Origin of the sequence: Okeania sp. SIO3B5 (assembly GCF_010692555.1) — a bacterium.
In the GTDB taxonomy this organism is placed as follows: domain Bacteria; phylum Cyanobacteriota; class Cyanobacteriia; order Cyanobacteriales; family Microcoleaceae; genus Okeania.
The window spans coordinates 1-16,053 of the sequence record NZ_JAAHHG010000209.1 but is presented as its reverse complement, the minus strand read 5'-3'; the positions used below and the strand labels follow the sequence as shown (position 1 = coordinate 16,053).

Genomic DNA, 16,053 nt, shown 5'->3' with positions numbered 1-16,053 from the left:
GGCAAATTTCACTGTTCCACTATCCCTTCATCTCCCGTTCTCCCGCTTATCGTTAATCTACAATACTTTGAAACAGCCCTGCCCAAAATTGGGGGACTAGAGCAAGCAAATTGACTCTTATTCCCCCCAGAATTGGGGGGCTAGGGAGGCAAAACTCAGTATTAAACAACTTTTCAGATATCCTCATTAAAGCCCCCGCGCATCCCCCAAAATTGGGGTACTTTTACCCGCTAATGGATTCTTGTTCCCCCCAGAATTGGGGGGCTAGGGGGGCAAAATTCAGTATTAAACAACTTTTCAGATATCCTCTCAGTTATCAATTAATATATCTCCTCAGTTATCACTTATGCATTATCAATAAACCTAGAATAATGAAAAGCATCTAACAAACGATCGGATTTATTATCCCAAATCAAATCAGCTATTAATAGCGCTGTTACAGGTGTTAATAAAATTCCATTCCGATAATGCCCAGTAGCAATAGTCAAATTATCATAATTACTTGTTCCTAATATTGGCATTTCATCTGGAGTATCAGGACGAAAACCCCACCACAATTCTAATATTTTGTAATCTTTTAAAATCGGATATAACCGAATAGCATTTCCCAATAATTCTTGAATTCCTGCTGCTGTATTTCCCTCTGAAAATCCGACTTTTTCATTTGTTGCACCGATAACTATTCTTCCATCTTGGCGCGGCACAATATAACTTTCTGTGCCAAATAAAACTTGTTGTAAAGGTAGATTTTCTCTAGTTATATATGAGGGAATTTTTAACGACAACATTTGCCCCTTTCTCGGAAATACAGGTATTGGTAATAACTCCTGAGACCATGCACCTGTTGCTAATACATAATGTTCTGCTTGTAACTCACCTATTGATGTTTTGATGCTTTGAATTTTACTTTTTTTATGAATTATTTCTATAACAATTCCTTCAATAATATCAATTTTTAACTCTTTAGCTGCCGCAATAGTTGACTCGTACAAATAACGATTATCTACTTGCCCATCTTCAGGATAAGACCAACCACCTATTACCTCTTGACTTAATCCTGGTTGATATTCATGGATTTCTGCTTGATTTAACCATTGATAATTTAGGTTTTGTAAAGCATAATTTTCTCTATCTTTTTCTGCATAAACTGGGGCTAAAATTCCACAAGGCCAATAGCCAGTTTCTATACCACTAATTGATTCTATTTTGTTTATCCATTCTGGATATAATGCCCGACTTTTTAAACATAAATCTAACATTTTTCCAGGAGGAATAGCTTCTGCTTGAGGAGCCAACATTCCAGCCGCAGCATTTGTCGCTGTTTGCTGAAAATCACGGCTAATAACTGTTACTTTTGCTCCTCTTAATGTTAGTTCTATTGCTATTGATAGACCAATAATGCCGCCACCAATTATTAGGATATTACTTGATTGATTCATTTTCTAAATAAGGAGTAGTGAAGAAGGATGCGATAAGATTTTTTTACATAAATTTATGGATGATTATTGGCAACACTTTTTGAGTTCTGTACTTTGGTTTTATTCAAATATACAGCATATTTCGGACTAATAATGCACGAGTCTGAATCGTAAAATTCTTGTAGTGCGGGCATCTTGCCCGCTAGTCCTGTACCTTATAACTTCGGAAACTACTGTATAACAGTCGCCACTATAGTTAGGACATCGGATAATTATGATGATTTATCAAAATAATTTGGAGAGTTGCTCAAATCTCCGTTACAAAGAATAACTTCTGACTTCTGACTTCTGACTTCTGACTTCGTTAAGACGCGAGCAAGATGCTCGCACTAATTACAGCATATTTCGGGCAAATGAGGTACAAGCTTGAATGGTAAAATCATTGTAGTGAGGCAATCTAGCCATCGACAGGTGTACCTCATAACAATGGAAACCGCTGTGTCAAACATCAACCTTGCGGTTGCTATAAATAATATTTTTTCTATGTTTTTATTATCAGAGAATAATCCCAAATCATTTGTAAAAAACCAAAAAATAGCTCAAAAGTCTGAAATTTTTATCCCTAATATGTCCCTTTTTGGCAGATGTTTTTAGTAATTTTTTTCAAGCTTTATTCTATCTTTCAGGAGTCCAAACAATTTCGGAACCTTGCCCCCAAAAACCATTATATTTAGTTACTTTTATATCTCCTAAAACTTGCACTTGACAAGATAAACGTTTACAAGAATTAGGGGTATGAGGAGGTACAGAAAGTCTGGCTTTTTCTCGCCATTGAATTGGAGAAACTTCTCCTTCTATTTCCACTGCACAAGTGCCACAAGTACCAATACTACGACAGTTAATAATTGAAGCATTGCCATTATAGACATCAACACCATTTTTCAGTAAAACCTGACGCAGATTTGCACCGCGATCGCAAGTTATAGTTTTACCTTGAGCCTGAATCTTCACCATAACAAATTATTTCATAATCTTGACCTATATTAGTTATCTATGTTAACAGTTAAAAGTTAAAAGATAAAGTTAAAAATTAGTGAAAAAGCAAGATTAATTATAAAGTTTAAATTAAGTTGAAAAATTATGTGAATTTCTAACACCCCTAATAATAATGACAAAACTCTGGATTTACGATACAACCCTACGCGACGGCGCCCAACGAGAAGGACTATCCTTATCCCTAGAAGACAAACTACGCATCGCCCACCAACTCGACAGCTTAGGGATTCCTTTTATTGAAGGAGGTTGGCCAGGTGCAAATCCTAAAGACGTACAATTTTTCTGGCAACTAAAAGAACAACCTCTTACTCAAGCAGAAGTAGTTGCATTTTGTTCCACTCGTCGTCCCGGAAAACAGGCAGCATCTGATACCACTCTACAACCTATTTTATCTGCGGGTACGCGGTGGGTGACGATTTTTGGCAAATCTTGGGATTTACACGTTGTCGAGGGGCTGAAAACTACTCTGGAAGAAAATTTGGCAATGATTGCAGATACCATTTCCTATCTCCGCAGTCAAGGTCGTCAGGTTATCTATGATGCGGAACATTGGTTTGATGGTTACAAAAATAATCCTGATTATGCTTTGCAAACTTTAGCTGCTGCAACAAATGCTGGTGCGGAATGGTTAGTTCTCTGTGATACCAATGGCGGTACTCTTCCCCACGAAGTTACTCAGATAGTGGCAGATGTTTCCCATGCTTTACCTACTGCAAAATTAGGCATTCACACTCATAATGATTCGGGGACTGCTGTTGCTAATGCTTTGTCTGCTGTCAGAGAAGGAGCGGGGATGGTACAGGGAACTATCAATGGTTATGGGGAACGTTGCGGTAATGCTAACCTTTGTACTTTGATTCCTAATTTACAAATCAAGTTGGGTTATGATTGCATTCAGGCACAACAATTGGAAAAACTGACTCAGACCAGTCGCTTTATTAGTGAAATTGTGAATCTTGCTCCTGACGATCATGCGCCATTTGTGGGTTTGTCTGCTTTTGCTCATAAGGGTGGTATTCATGTGTCCGCAGTGGAGCGCAACCCTCTAACTTATGAACATATTCAACCGCAACAGATAGGTAATAGTCGTCGCATTGTGATTTCTGACCAAGCAGGTTTGAGTAATGTGTTGTCAAAGGCAAAAAGTTTTGGTATTGAGCTAGACCGTCAAAACCCTGCTTGTCGGCAAATTCTGGATAGTTTAAAAGAGTTAGAAAATGAGGGATATCAGTTTGAGGGAGCAGAAGCTAGTTTTGAGTTATTGATGCGAAAAGCTTTGAAGCAAAGACAGCATTTTTTTGAAATTAAGGGTTTTCAGGTTCACTTGGATAAGGATGGTGAAAAAGTTAGTAATTCTCTGGCGACGGTGAAAGTTACTGTTAATGGTCAGGATATTTTGGAAGCTGCTGAAGGAAATGGTCCGGTTTCAGCTTTGGATGCTGCTTTGCGGAAAGCTTTAGAAAATTTTTATCCAGCGATCGCTAATTTTTATTTGACTGATTATAAAGTGAGAATTTTGGATGGTAGAGCTGGTACTTCTGCTAAAACTAGGGTATTAATTGAGTCTAGTAATGGTCAGCAACGGTGGACGACTCTTGGGGTTTCTTGTAATATTTTGGATGCTTCTTATCAGGCGGTTGTTGAAGGTTTAGAGTATGGTTTGATAGCGGAAAGTAGAAGGCAGAGGGTAGATGGCAGAAGGCAGAAGGTAGAAGGGAATCTTACATTGTCTTAACTGAAATTTGCCCCCCTAGTGCCGCTACGCGGAAGTCAGAAGTCAGAAGTTAGAAGTCAGAAGTATTGATTGGTAAGGCTTTTAGGATTTTGTAACTGGTCAGTTATTTCCGCCAAGGCAGAAGAGAATCTTACGTTGTCTTAACTGAAATTTGCCCCCCTAGCCCCCCAATTCTGGGGGGAACAAGAGCCAATTTGCTTCTCAAAGTCCCCCAATTTTGGGGGATTTAGGGGGCTTGTGTAGAGGTTCGCCAAGCCAAGCTTGCCAAGGACTGAAATCCTTCACTAATAGTTTAAGTTATCTTAAGATGACTCTTGAGGTGTCCGTTCTACTTTGCGATTGCTAGCGCACAACTGCGTTAACGCGTCAGTGGAATGGAGTTCTATCGCAACTGGGAAAATTTCAAAAAATAAAAAACCCAGGCAGATTAAGCTACCTGGGGCGTCGCTTCAGTTATCAGTTATCAGTTATCAGTCAAATAATTTTTGAAGGAAGTTTAGGGGGAAATTCCTACCAAAAGTTTCCAACTAATCCGCATTAACCCAAGCGGGGGGGAAAGATCGAAAAAGCTGATAAACGGCGGCAAGAGTTTCCAACTAATCCGCATTAACCCAAGCGGGGGGGTCGCTTAAACCTTCTGAAGTATTTTTACAAAAGGTTTCCAACTAATCCGCATTAACCCAAGCGGGGGGGTTTCAACGGAAAACAAGTGTCTACCGTTAACTCAAAAGAGTTTCCAACTAATCCGCATTAACCCAAGCGGGGGGGTGCTATGTCTATAAGAAAAAAGTGCCCAACAGAAGCGTTTCCAACTAATCCGCATTAACCCAAGCGGGGGGGATGACTTTGTTCGAAAATTTTAAATCCCTAAGGTTTGTTTCCAACTAATCCGCATTAACCCAAGCGGGGGGGACTCTCGAGCAGCTCCAGCAGGCGCTGGCTCCCAAGGGTTTCCAACTAATCCGCATTAACCCAAGCGGGGGGGGTACCAGACGACTTGAAAAGCGTCCGTTATGTGTTTGTGTTTCCAACTAATCCGCATTAACCCAAGCGGGGGGGCTGGATATGTGGTGATGGCGAACAGTATGCAATGGTTTCCAACTAATCCGCATTAACCCAAGCGGGGGGGTTATGATTCACGCTTCTTCATACAACCATGGCCCGGTGTTTCCAACTAATCCGCATTAACCCAAGCGGGGGGGAAGCCTGTCTTAGCTTAAGTGGGGCAAGACTGATGTTTCCAACTAATCCGCATTAACCCAAGCGGGGGGGAAAAACATAACCCGATCAGTGGTTACTTTACTATCTATGGTTTCCAACTAATCCGCATTAACCCAAGCGGGGGGGTTATAGTACAGAAGGGCGGTCATCTCTTTATATCGTGTATCGTTTCCAACTAATCCGCATTAACCCAAGCGGGGGGGTTTTCTTGGAAGAGTTAAAAACTCTTGCTCCAAATTGGGAAGTTTCCAACTAATCCGCATTAACCCAAGCGGGGGGGTTTTGCGCGCACTTGATACAGGATGCACCACACAAGTTTCCAACTAATCCGCATTAACCCAAGCGGGGGGGTTACGATAGAAGAAAAGGACAAGTGTGAATTAGTGTTTCCAACTAATCCGCATTAACCCAAGCGGGGGGGGAATTTTTTCCTTGTTTGGAGGATCCAGAAGCAGTGTTTCCAACTAATCCGCATTAACCCAAGCGGGGGGGGAACAAAGAATTTATGACTCAAAAGAAACGGCCAATAGTTTCCAACTAATCCGCATTAACCCAAGCGGGGGGGCAAGCCAGGCAATGGGAGCTGAAGAGGTATTATCGGCCAAAGTTTCCAACTAATCCGCATTAACCCAAGCGGGGGGGCAAAGTAAACTCTTCTTGGAGGATAGAAATCCCATGTTTCCAACTAATCCGCATTAACCCAAGCGGGGGGGAGCTACGTTTTGGAACCACGACAGAATAAGGGTTTCAGACCCCCAAATATACGCACCCCTTTGATGAAAAAGTCAAACAGGCAAATTTTGCCAAAATGACAAGGCTCAAACCCGCTCCTAGCATGGCATCAACGCGGGTCAACGAGAGAATCAGGGTTTTAGCGATTCTCGGAGGCGCGTATGTGGGGTACCATGCAAAGATGAAAAACAACCTTTTAACCACTCCTAAAATACTAGAAAAGATTAAAAAGTTACTGCTATTCATTTGTCGAGGTTCTTTATACCGATGTGATTACTTTCTATACTAACCTTAAGTATACAAATTGTCAACCCCATTCTGGAAGTCAAAAGTCAAAAGTCAAAAGTCAGAAATGAAGTCAAAAGTCAAAAGTCAAAAGTCAAAAGTTAGAAATTATGAAGTTTAGAAGTTAAAAGTTAGAAATGAAATTATGAAGTTAGAAGTCAAAAGTCAGAAGTTATTTTAGTTATTAGTTATCAGTACTAACTACCTTTTTCAACTTACAGAATAGTTAAAGTTTAAAGCCTCTCCTTTAAAGGAAAAGGTAATTATCAATTATCCATTATCCATTATCCATTATTGAAAGCGCGTGTTCCTGCAAAACCTCCAAAGGCACAACTTCTAAAGCTTTTTGATGAGTTGCTGACAAAACTACTGGTGGTGCAACCCCAGAATCTAGAGCTTCTTTCCAACGAGACGCACACAAACACCAGCGATCGCCCGGTTTTAAACCAGGAAAAGAATATTCTGGTCTAGGTGTACTCAAATCATTACCACGACGTTTAGTAAATTCCAAAAATTCTGCTGTCACTGCCGCACAAATAACGTGGGAACCAAAATCTGATGGTCCAGTCTGACAAAACCCATCCCGATAAAATCCAGTCATGGGAGAAGTGCAGCAAACTTCTAGCTTTTCACCTAATACATTTAGTGATTCCATCATTAGATATCTCCAGAAAAGAGGGAACAGGGAATAGGGAATAGGGAATAGGGAACAGGGAATAGGGAACAGGGAACAGGGAACAGGGAACAGACAGCATATTCCAAGTATATAAAGTACAAATATTAATAATTAAATGTTCATAGTGCGGGCATCTTGCCCGCGTTCTTCCTCCTACCTCCTGCCTCCTGCCTCCTGCCTTCTGCCTTCTGCCTTCTGCCTCCTGCCTCCTGCCTCCTGCCTCCTGCTTTTTTCAATTACTTGCTACTTGACTTTCAACTTTCTCCATAATTTTTGCACCTATAGCTTTTGGAACACGGGTATACTCAAGAGTATTGTTCAAATTTTGACCTTCATTCAAAACCCAATTGACCATTTTCTTAACTGCAGTTGCTTGGTCTGAAGTCTCATAATTTGCCTTAATTAATAGCCAAGTCACTCCAACGATGGGGTATCCATCATCAGGGTTTGCTTCATTCGCAGGAGTAAAATCTTGATAAAATCTCAGTCCGGATAATGCAATATTCGCCTCTTCCAGAGTAGGTTCAACAAACCGACCCTGCAAGTTTTCCAGCATTGCAGTTGACAAGTTGTTTTGACGAGCAAAAGTATCCTGTACATAGCCGATCGCACCTTCAGTTTCTTTCACTAAAGCAGCAACTCCATCATTTTTGTTACCTTCCAAGGGATTTTTTGGCCAACCAGGTTTTCTGGATGCACCCACTTCTCGACTAAATGTTGGACTGGCAGCACTCAGGTGTCTGGAAAAAATGAAAGTTGTACCACTACCATCAGCTCGTACCACAGTTTGAATAGGTAAGTCAGGTAATTCAACTCCTGGGTTGTCCTGAGCAATTCGGCGATCGTTCCATTTAGTAATCTTACCTGCAAAGATATCTGGCAATACCAACTGAGATAGTTTGAGTTCAGTAACTCCGGGCAAATTATAAACTACTGCTACAGCACCTCCTGCGGTAGGTATCATAACTACTCCTTTTGGCATTTGCTCTATTTCTGCTGCAACAGGTGGCGCATCTGTACCTGCAAAGTCAACAGTATCCGCAATAAAACTCTCAATACCCTTGCCACTACCCACAGAATTGTAATTTACTGTAATTCCTGTATCTTCTTTTAGTTGTTGAAAGTAACGCTCATACAAAGGAGCAGGGAATGATGCTCCGGCACCTTCAATAGTTTGGGCGATCGCTTCACCAACAGTGCCAAGTGAAAGAGTAACTGCTGCAACTGTCACTGTTAGAGCATTTTGCCAAATAGTTTTTAATAAAACCATATATGATTCTCCGAAAAAATCTAATTATTTATTAAGTTTCTAGTTTATTAAGTATCTAGATAATAACGAAGATAGCAGTTTAAATACAACAAACTTTATTTATATTACTAAATCTTTATATTATTATATATTAGACATTTCCAGAAAAGAGGGAGTAGGGAGTAGAGGCGAATCGCGATTCGCCCGTACAGGAGTAGGGAACCCACCCCTCGCCCCTCTCCCTCCCAGGAGGGGAAGAATTGATAATTTCTTTGGGATAATTGATTTTATTTTTTATTATTGGAGATGTCTATTACTATTTTTACCGAATAATTAAGGTTTAAAACCTCTCCTTTAAAGGAGAAACAAGAAAAAATTTTCCTTTTATTCAATCCTCTGTCTTTTAGGGAGAGGTAATTATCAATTATCCATTATCAATTATCAATTATTGAAAGGGTGCATCTCAATGCGTGAATAAAGCCAAAAAATTATCGCTTTTAGGGAACAGGGAACAGGGAACAGGGAACAGGGAATATATAGGAAAAAAGTATTTTTGCTTGCTATGAGATGCACCCTATTGAAATAGTTTCTATAGACAATAATTTAATTATATAATATTCTCAAGATTTTGCCAAAAATTTAATCTATTGTTAACTTTAGTCGAAAACTTTTATTATATACTCTTTATTACCTGACTCAATAATATTTTAGCCTGAAACTAATAGGTAAGCATTCAGCTATTAGCTCTCAGATCTTGTGAGGGGGTTTAAATGAATATAGACTTTAAAGCCGATTTTAGTAGTAAGATTTAAATCTAAGTAGTGGATTAGATTCAATTCAAAAGTCATGCATTTAAAAGTCAAAAGTAAGAATTTTCAAGTTAAAAGCTAATGCACAGTTTTAGCTGTGTCAGTCTAGTAGTGGATTGTTTCACCTAAAATAGTGCAGAGCGCTTTTTTCGTCACCCCATCCCCCCATCACCCCATCCCCCCATCACCCCATTTTCTAATGCAACATTTAAGATGAAACAGTCTAGTAGGCACAAATAAACCTCACTATGTAACAAAATGTAAACCAGTAAAAACCTTTGAGATTGCTTCCTTCCACGGAGTAATATCATGTCCGGTTGAATACTTACACTTTGGAGGAGGTAAGGCAGAAGGCAGGAGGCAGGAGGCAGAAGGAAAGAAAAGGTTAGAAGGGAAAAGGTTTTTTATCACTGATTATCCGGACATGATATAACTGTCGCAATGACATAGTTATATTTAATTACACATGGCTATTTACCTCAATTAATATTAATAAAGGAGAAAAAAGAAAAAATTTTCCTTAAACGTCAATCCTCTCCTGGAAAAGAAGAGGTAATTGTTAATTATTAATTATTAATTATTAATTATTAAATACTCCCTAAAATATGAACAGTGAATATATTTTTATGTGGGTTGGGTTTCTATTAGCATCATATTCGATTGTAGCTAATGATGCTATGCAAACCCTGGGCACATTTTTAAGTTCTAATTCTCAGCGCCCTTGGTGGGTATTATGGCTATTTGTTTGTTCCGTTTTGTTGGTAGTTTTTTTCTATGGCTGGATTACTAATGATGGAGATATAGCTTATGGGCGTTTGGCAGAATTTCCTTTTCCTGAAAATTTTAGTTGGATTTATATAGTTCCTCCTTTCGTACTTTTACTTTTAACAAATTGGGGAATTCCTGTTAGTACCACTTTTCTAATTCTTACAGTTTTTGCTCCTAGCAATCTCACCAATATGTTGACTAAATCACTTTTTGGCTATGGGTTGGCTTTTGTCACTGCTATACTTATTTATAAATTCATAACTAAAGCTTTAGAAGAGAAGTTTCTCAGTACAGCAGACCAAAAACCACCCATTCAGTGGGTGATTTTGCAGTGGTCATCAACAGCATTTCTGTGGAGTCAATGGTTAATTCAAGACTTGGCAAATATCTTTGCATACTTGCCACGAAATCTTGATGCTTCAATGCTATTTTTTTCCATGTTTGTGATGTTACTTTTATACGCAATTATCTTTTACAGAAATGGTGGTGCAATTCAACATATAGTTACCAGTAAAACTAATACTCAAGATATTCGTTCGGCAACAATTGTGGATTTTATTTATGGATTAATCTTATTATTATTTAAAGAATGGAGCAAAATGCCGATGAGTACAACTTGGGTATTTATCGGTCTTTTAGCAGGAAGAGAAATAGCAATAGCTCACAATTCCCAAAACCGCGAAATGAAGGATGTAGGTAAGATTATTTTTAGTGATGCTTTAAAAGCTTTTGCTGGTTTAGCGGTTAGTATTGTTATTGCCTTTGGACTTCCTTTTCTAGAAAAAATGATTAGTAATTAGGGTTTGCTGAATAAAGCTTTTTGGTAGGGGTAGGAGACAGGAGACAGGAGACAGGAGACAGGAGACAGGAGACAACCCACCCCTAGCCCCTCCCAGGAGGGGAGGGGAAGACAGGAGAAATGGCTTGGGAGCGAGGAGGTAGGAGCTAAGTTTTGTTCCTCAATTTTTCTGTCCGAAGGCTTGCCTTTTATACTAACTTTTTGAGGGTTTTAGACTAAAACAAGCGCACCCCTTGGGAATTAAAAAAGGCTCAAACCTTTACCTATCAATGCTTTTAGATTTAATCAACAAGCACTAATTAGGGCTTGCTGAAAAAGTCTTATGGGTGAAGGTAGGAGACAGGAGACAACCCACCCCTCGCCCCTCCCCCTCCCAGGAGGGGGAGACAGGAGAAATGGCTTGGGAGCGAGGAGGTAGGAGTAAGAATTTTCTCAAGATGGTTCTGCCCTACTCTTGACCAAAATCCTGAATTTTTGAACCATTACCATTGAAAACCTCGCACTTTTTCCAGATCTAAAATTGCTCAAACCAATATCAGTCAATAAGCGCGATATTTAATCAGCAAGCCCTAATTAAGTTATGGCTATGGCAGGGAATAGGGAATAGGGAATAGGGAATAGGGAATAGCGGTTCAACCCCCCAGGTTGTGGCAATAAGTGGGAACGAAGTACCACCAGGTTGCGCCTGAATCGGAAGTTTAGCTAGCAAAATAATCTCAGATTTCCTGCCAAAACTTTGATAACCTATCCAAATGTGAAATCATTAGCGTCACACACCTAAAATTAAAATCTAGATGGTGCGTTACATTTCATTAACGCACCCTACTGGACTAACACTAGGTCCTCCGGTGAAATTATTAGCGTCACACACCGAAAATTAAAATCTAGATGGTGCGTTACATTTCATTAACGCACCCTACTGGACTAACACTTTTGCCCTCTGCCTTCTGCCTTCCCTCCTCCAAAGTGACAAAAAAACTTTCTACCTTTAAACCTTTCTTTCCCTTCTGCCTTCTGCCCTCTGCCTTCTGCCTTCCCTCCTCCAAAGTGTAACTATTCAACCGGACATGATATAAGTTTCAGGAATGCCCCAACTATCAAGTGTTGAGCATCAATGAAACTAATACATTAAACCAAAAATGGCCGTGAGGAGTTGAATTAAGATGAACAGACCTGAAGATAAAGATGCCTTATGTATATTAAAAGAAACAAGTCGTACTTTCTATATTCCTATTAGTCAATTACCATCTGGACTAAAAGAGGCAGTTACATCGGCCTATCTTTGTATGCGTGCCATTGATGAAATAGAGGATCATCCCGGTCTAGATAGCTTCACAAAGGCAAAATTGTTGCGAAAGATTAGTTTACTGTTACAAGAAGGAGTTGACAATTCAAGTTTCCAGAATTTTTCAGCTAAGTTAGACTTTAATATTACTCACCTACCAGAAGTAACTCAAAGAGTAGGAGAATGGGCAATATTGGCTTCAGAGACAATAGCGCCCAGAATCTGGGATGTAACTGCAGCAATGGCAGACCGGATGGCTTATTGGGCTGAAAATAATTGGGCAATTCACACAGAATCAGATTTAGACCGCTATACTTTTAGTGTGGCTGGTGCAGTGGGACTATTACTTTCCGATTTATGGAGTTGGTACGATAATACTAAGACTAATCGTACTGAAGCAATTGGGTTTGGGCGAGGTCTACAGGCGGTGAATATTCTCCGCAACCATACAGAAGATTTAGCTAGGGGTGTAGATTTTTTTCCTGATAATTGGACTGCGGAAGATATGCAAACCTATGCCCAACGTAATCTTTTATTAGCTGATTCTTATACTAACTCTCTTCCTCCAGGACCTGCTAGAAATTTTTGCCACATTCCTCTGACTCTTGCTCATGCTACTCTAGATATTTTAACTATGGGAGAAGAAAAGTTGAGTCGTTCGCAAGTGATGGAATTAATTTCACGTTGTAATAATTCTGCATAGCAGAAGGAAGAAGGAAGGAGGAAGAAGTAATATAGAATCCGGTTTAATAGTTATTGTATAGTTGGGAGTAGGGGAGTAGGGGAGTAGGGGAGTAGGGGAGTGGGGGAGTGGTGGAGATTAAAGGCTTGAAGTAATTATAGAATTATCAACATATACTATATAACCGGATTCTATATAAGAAAGAAAAATATTGCGTTGTCTAACTTTTAAGCTTTAGGAAGAAGGAAGGAGGAAGAAGGAAAAATATTGCGTTGTCTGACTTTTAAGCTTTTTATCTGTCCTAACCTTTCCTTCGACTGCTACCTAAAATGGAGCGAGAGGACTCCTCAGCTAAAATAGGCGGGTTCGGCCTCCCCCACGCTTATTTGAACAAGTGCGTGGTGTGCGTGTTCTGGGGGTGTCCTACCCCCATTTTATGCCTTGAGAGCTGACCGCTGAGGTGCTGAGGTGCTGACTGCTATTTTAAGATTTGCTGTAAGCAAATTCTGGAAGTTGTTTGTTAGCAGCTCCAGCAGATGTAACTTTTACCTCTCCATTTTCATCTAAATCTACATAAATATTTTCACCATTCTGAATTTGACCAGCTAATAATGCTTCTGCCAAAGCATCCTCTAACAAATGCATAATTGCACGACGCAGGGGTCTGGCACCATAACTAGGATCGAATCCATCCTTAATCAAGCGCTCCTTAAAACTGTCACTGAGTGTCAGAGTCATATTGCGTTCGCCCAAACGACTGAATACTTCCCGCAGCATAATTTCTGCAATTTCTTTAACCTCATCCTTATTCAACTGACGGAAGACAATAATTTCATCCAGTCGGTTGAGAAATTCTGGGCGGAAATACTGCTTGAGTTCCTCATTGACTAAATTGCGGATACGGTTATATTGAGCTTCTTCTTTATCCTCAGCAAACTCAAAACCTAAACCACCGCCACCTTTCTCGATGACCTTAGAACCAATATTAGAAGTCATAATGATTAAGGTATTTTTGAAGCTGACTACCCGTCCTTTAGCATCAGTGAGGCGACCATCCTCCAAGACTTGTAACAAGATATTAAATACATCTGGATGAGCTTTTTCAATCTCATCAAACAATATGACAGTGTAGGGGCGACGGCGTACTGCTTCAGTAAGTTGACCACCTTCGTCATAACCAACAAATCCTGGAGGTGAACCAATTAGTTTAGAAACTGTATGACGTTCCATGTATTCTGACATATCTAGCCGAATCATGGCTTCCTCAGAACCGAAGAAATAAGCAGCTAATGCTTTTGTCAGTTCTGTCTTACCAACACCAGTTGGACCGGAGAAAATGAAACTAGCAATAGGTCGGTTGGGGTTCTTCAGACCAACACGGGCACGACGCAAAGCACGAGATACTGCTTTAACTGCATCTTCTTGACCAATGAGACGTTGGTGCAGAGTGTCTTCCATGTGTAGCAGTTTCTCAGATTCAGATTCTGTCAACTTACTCACAGGTACTCCAGTCCAAGATGCCACAATATGAGCAATATCCTCTTCTGTCACCACAGGAGTAACCTTGGTTTTTTGTTCTTGTCTATCGGTATCGCTCTGTTCAATTTGTGCTTGAATTTCTAGTTCGCGATCGCGCAATTGACTAGCTTGTTCAAAGTCTTGTGCGCGAATAGCTTCTTCTTTATCTTTTGTCACTTTTGAAATTTCTCGCCTCATATCCTTCAACTGTGGTGAAAGCATTGAGTTTTGAACTCTAACGCGAGATCCTGCTTCGTCGATCAAATCAATTGCTTTGTCTGGTAAGAAGCGATCGCTAATATATTGGTCTGATAGTTTAGCTGCTGCAGTCAAAGCTTCATCAGAAATAATTAACCTGTGGTGTTGTTCGTAAGCAGAGCGTACACCATAGAGAATTTCAATTGTTTCCTCCACACTAGGTTCGCCCACTTTTACAGGTTGGAAACGACGTTCGAGAGCAGCATCCCGTTCGATATGCTTGCGATATTCATCCAAGGTAGTCGCCCCAATACACTGTACTTCGCCCCTGGCCAAAGCAGGTTTGAGAATATTAGCAGCATCCATACTACCTTCTATGGCACCAGCACCCACAACGGTATGAATTTCATCAATTACCAGGATAATATTGCCATTAGAGCGGACTTCATCCATAATCTTTTTCAGTCGCTCCTCAAATTCTCCTCGGAACCTGGTACCAGCAATTAAGGAACCGATATTCAGGCTCACCACCTGTTTATTTTGCAGAAGATCCGGAACATCTTGGTTAACAATACGTTGAGCTAATCCCTCAGCGATCGCTGTTTTTCCCACACCAGGTTCACCAATGAGGACAGGATTATTTTTTGTTCTCCGGCCCAAGATTTGAATCATCCGTTCAATTTCTGTTTCCCGGCCCACAACTGGGTCAATTTTACCCTCTGCTGCTAATTTTGTCAGATCTGTACCAAATTCTTCTAGAGTTACAGCTTTCTTATTTCCTGAAGTAGAAGCTCCAGGAGAAACTGTAGCAACTTCTCCAAGGGAGCGAATTATCTGAGTCCGAATTTTGCTTCTATCAACACCCAAATTGTCCAATACTTTAGCAGCGACTCCTTCAGAATCTTGCAGCAATGCCAGTAGCAAATGTTCTGTACCGATATAGTTATGGTCTAGTTTTCTTGCTTCTTCTAGGGATACTTCCAACATCCGTTTTACCCTGGGAGTAAAAGGAATTTCTGCCGGAGTAAACCCAGAACCACGACCAATTATTTGTTCTACTTCGTTCCGAGCATCTTTGAGATTTACATGATATTCTTTGAGAACTTTAGCCGCAATACCTGTACCTTCACTGATCAAACCCAGGAGGATTTGCTCTGTGCCTACAAAGTTATGTCCAAGGCGACGGGCTTCTTCCTGGGCCAACATAATCACTTTGATTGATTGCTCTGTAAAACGTTCAAACATGGTTACTTTTCCTTACATATTTATAGTTACAGGGGATATGTCCTTCCTGTAGTTTAATTGTTACAGCAGGGAACAGGGAACAGGGAACAGTAGGAAAAACATTTCCTTGCATAAGGTTCATGATTAGCATAAGTCCTAACCAACTCCTTCCTTGCTATACCTAGTTTTAAACCACAATTAGGCCATAAATAGAAACTAATGTAAATTTTTGTTTACTGTAACTAATTTAGCGTCCTAAAAGTAGGAGTGCCTAGTGAGGAGAGCCGTAACCGAAAATTGGCGTTGCTGAATACTGGGATGATTGAGGCCGACACGGGGACACGGGGACACGGGGACACGGTGAGGGAGAGACACGGAGAGGGAGAGACACGGGGATT

General features: G+C 40.3%; 10 protein-coding genes and 1 CRISPR repeat array. Of the genes, 3 read left to right on the top strand and 7 right to left on the bottom strand.

All coding sequences use genetic code 11. From position 1 onward, the window contains the following. Window positions 1–344: 344 nt before the first annotated feature. Together thiO and F6K54_RS23955 are read right to left on the bottom strand one after the other, a co-directional pair. Complete coding sequence (gene thiO / locus F6K54_RS23960) at window positions 345–1,439, bottom strand: glycine oxidase ThiO (RefSeq protein WP_293082925.1); 1,095 nt, start codon at window positions 1,437–1,439, stop codon at window positions 345–347. Window positions 1,440–2,093: 654 nt separating this feature from the next. Then, window positions 2,094–2,432: a 2Fe-2S iron-sulfur cluster-binding protein gene (locus F6K54_RS23955; protein WP_293082922.1), complete on the bottom strand. Its 339-nt coding sequence runs from the start codon at window positions 2,430–2,432 to the stop codon at window positions 2,094–2,096. Between the two features lie 154 nt (window positions 2,433–2,586). On the opposite strand from F6K54_RS23955, the gene cimA reads away from it, so the two are divergent. After that, window positions 2,587–4,209, top strand: a complete 1,623-nt coding sequence (cimA, locus tag F6K54_RS23950) for a citramalate synthase (RefSeq protein WP_293082919.1) — start codon at window positions 2,587–2,589, stop codon at window positions 4,207–4,209. 519 nt (window positions 4,210–4,728) lie between these two features. Continuing rightward, window positions 4,729–6,143: direct repeats of the CRISPR family, unit length 36 nt; unit sequence GTTTCCAACTAATCCGCATTAACCCAAGCGGGGGGG. Between the two features lie 581 nt (window positions 6,144–6,724). On the opposite strand, the gene F6K54_RS23945 is transcribed toward cimA, so the two are convergent. From F6K54_RS23945 to F6K54_RS23935, 3 genes are all read right to left on the bottom strand, one after another. Beyond that, window positions 6,725–7,105, bottom strand: coding sequence for a DUF2237 family protein (locus tag F6K54_RS23945; RefSeq protein ID WP_293082917.1), 381 nt, complete (start codon window positions 7,103–7,105; stop codon window positions 6,725–6,727). Window positions 7,106–7,355: 250 nt separating this feature from the next. Beyond that, window positions 7,356–8,393 (bottom strand): phosphate ABC transporter substrate-binding protein PstS, encoded by a 1,038-nt coding sequence (gene pstS / locus F6K54_RS23940; protein WP_293082915.1) that lies wholly within the window; start codon window positions 8,391–8,393, stop codon window positions 7,356–7,358. Between the two features lie 940 nt (window positions 8,394–9,333). Then, window positions 9,334–9,492 (bottom strand): hypothetical protein, encoded by a 159-nt coding sequence (locus tag F6K54_RS23935; RefSeq protein WP_293082913.1) that lies wholly within the window; start codon window positions 9,490–9,492, stop codon window positions 9,334–9,336. A gap of 294 nt (window positions 9,493–9,786) precedes the next feature. Here F6K54_RS23935 and F6K54_RS23930 point away from each other — a divergent pair, with 294 nt between their 5' ends. Then, entirely contained in the window at window positions 9,787–10,749 is a 963-nt protein-coding gene (locus F6K54_RS23930; protein WP_293082910.1) for a hypothetical protein, read from the top strand. A gap of 895 nt (window positions 10,750–11,644) precedes the next feature. Here F6K54_RS23930 and F6K54_RS23925 read toward each other — a convergent pair. After that, window positions 11,645–11,809: a hypothetical protein gene (locus F6K54_RS23925; protein ID WP_293082908.1), complete on the bottom strand. Its 165-nt coding sequence runs from the start codon at window positions 11,807–11,809 to the stop codon at window positions 11,645–11,647. A 102-nt stretch (window positions 11,810–11,911) separates the two neighbouring features. On the opposite strand from F6K54_RS23925, the gene F6K54_RS23920 reads away from it, so the two are divergent. Next, entirely contained in the window at window positions 11,912–12,736 is an 825-nt protein-coding gene (locus F6K54_RS23920) for a phytoene/squalene synthase family protein (RefSeq protein ID WP_293082905.1), read from the top strand. 462 nt (window positions 12,737–13,198) lie between these two features. On the opposite strand, the gene F6K54_RS23915 is transcribed toward F6K54_RS23920, so the two are convergent. Next, window positions 13,199–15,676 carry an ATP-dependent Clp protease ATP-binding subunit gene (locus tag F6K54_RS23915; RefSeq protein ID WP_293082903.1) on the bottom strand — a complete coding sequence of 826 codons (2,478 nt, stop codon included), beginning with the start codon at window positions 15,674–15,676 and terminating at the stop codon, window positions 13,199–13,201. Window positions 15,677–16,053 lie beyond the last annotated feature (377 nt).

Bases quoted from the DNA above. Each gene is read 5' to 3' on its own strand.
- thiO (WP_293082925.1), bottom strand. From the start codon at position 1,439: ATGAATCAATCAAGTAATATCCTAATAATTGGTGGCGGCATTATTGGT.
- pstS (WP_293082915.1), bottom strand. From the start codon at position 8,393: ATGGTTTTATTAAAAACTATTTGGCAAAATGCTCTAACAGTGACAGTT.
- F6K54_RS23945 (WP_293082917.1), bottom strand. From the start codon at position 7,105: ATGATGGAATCACTAAATGTATTAGGTGAAAAGCTAGAAGTTTGCTGC.
- F6K54_RS23935 (WP_293082913.1), bottom strand. From the start codon at position 9,492: ATGATATTACTCCGTGGAAGGAAGCAATCTCAAAGGTTTTTACTGGTT.
- F6K54_RS23915 (WP_293082903.1), bottom strand. From the start codon at position 15,676: ATGTTTGAACGTTTTACAGAGCAATCAATCAAAGTGATTATGTTGGCC.
- F6K54_RS23920 (WP_293082905.1), top strand. From the start codon at position 11,912: ATGAACAGACCTGAAGATAAAGATGCCTTATGTATATTAAAAGAAACA.
- cimA (WP_293082919.1), top strand. From the start codon at position 2,587: ATGACAAAACTCTGGATTTACGATACAACCCTACGCGACGGCGCCCAA.
- F6K54_RS23930 (WP_293082910.1), top strand. From the start codon at position 9,787: ATGAACAGTGAATATATTTTTATGTGGGTTGGGTTTCTATTAGCATCA.
- F6K54_RS23955 (WP_293082922.1), bottom strand. From the start codon at position 2,432: ATGGTGAAGATTCAGGCTCAAGGTAAAACTATAACTTGCGATCGCGGT.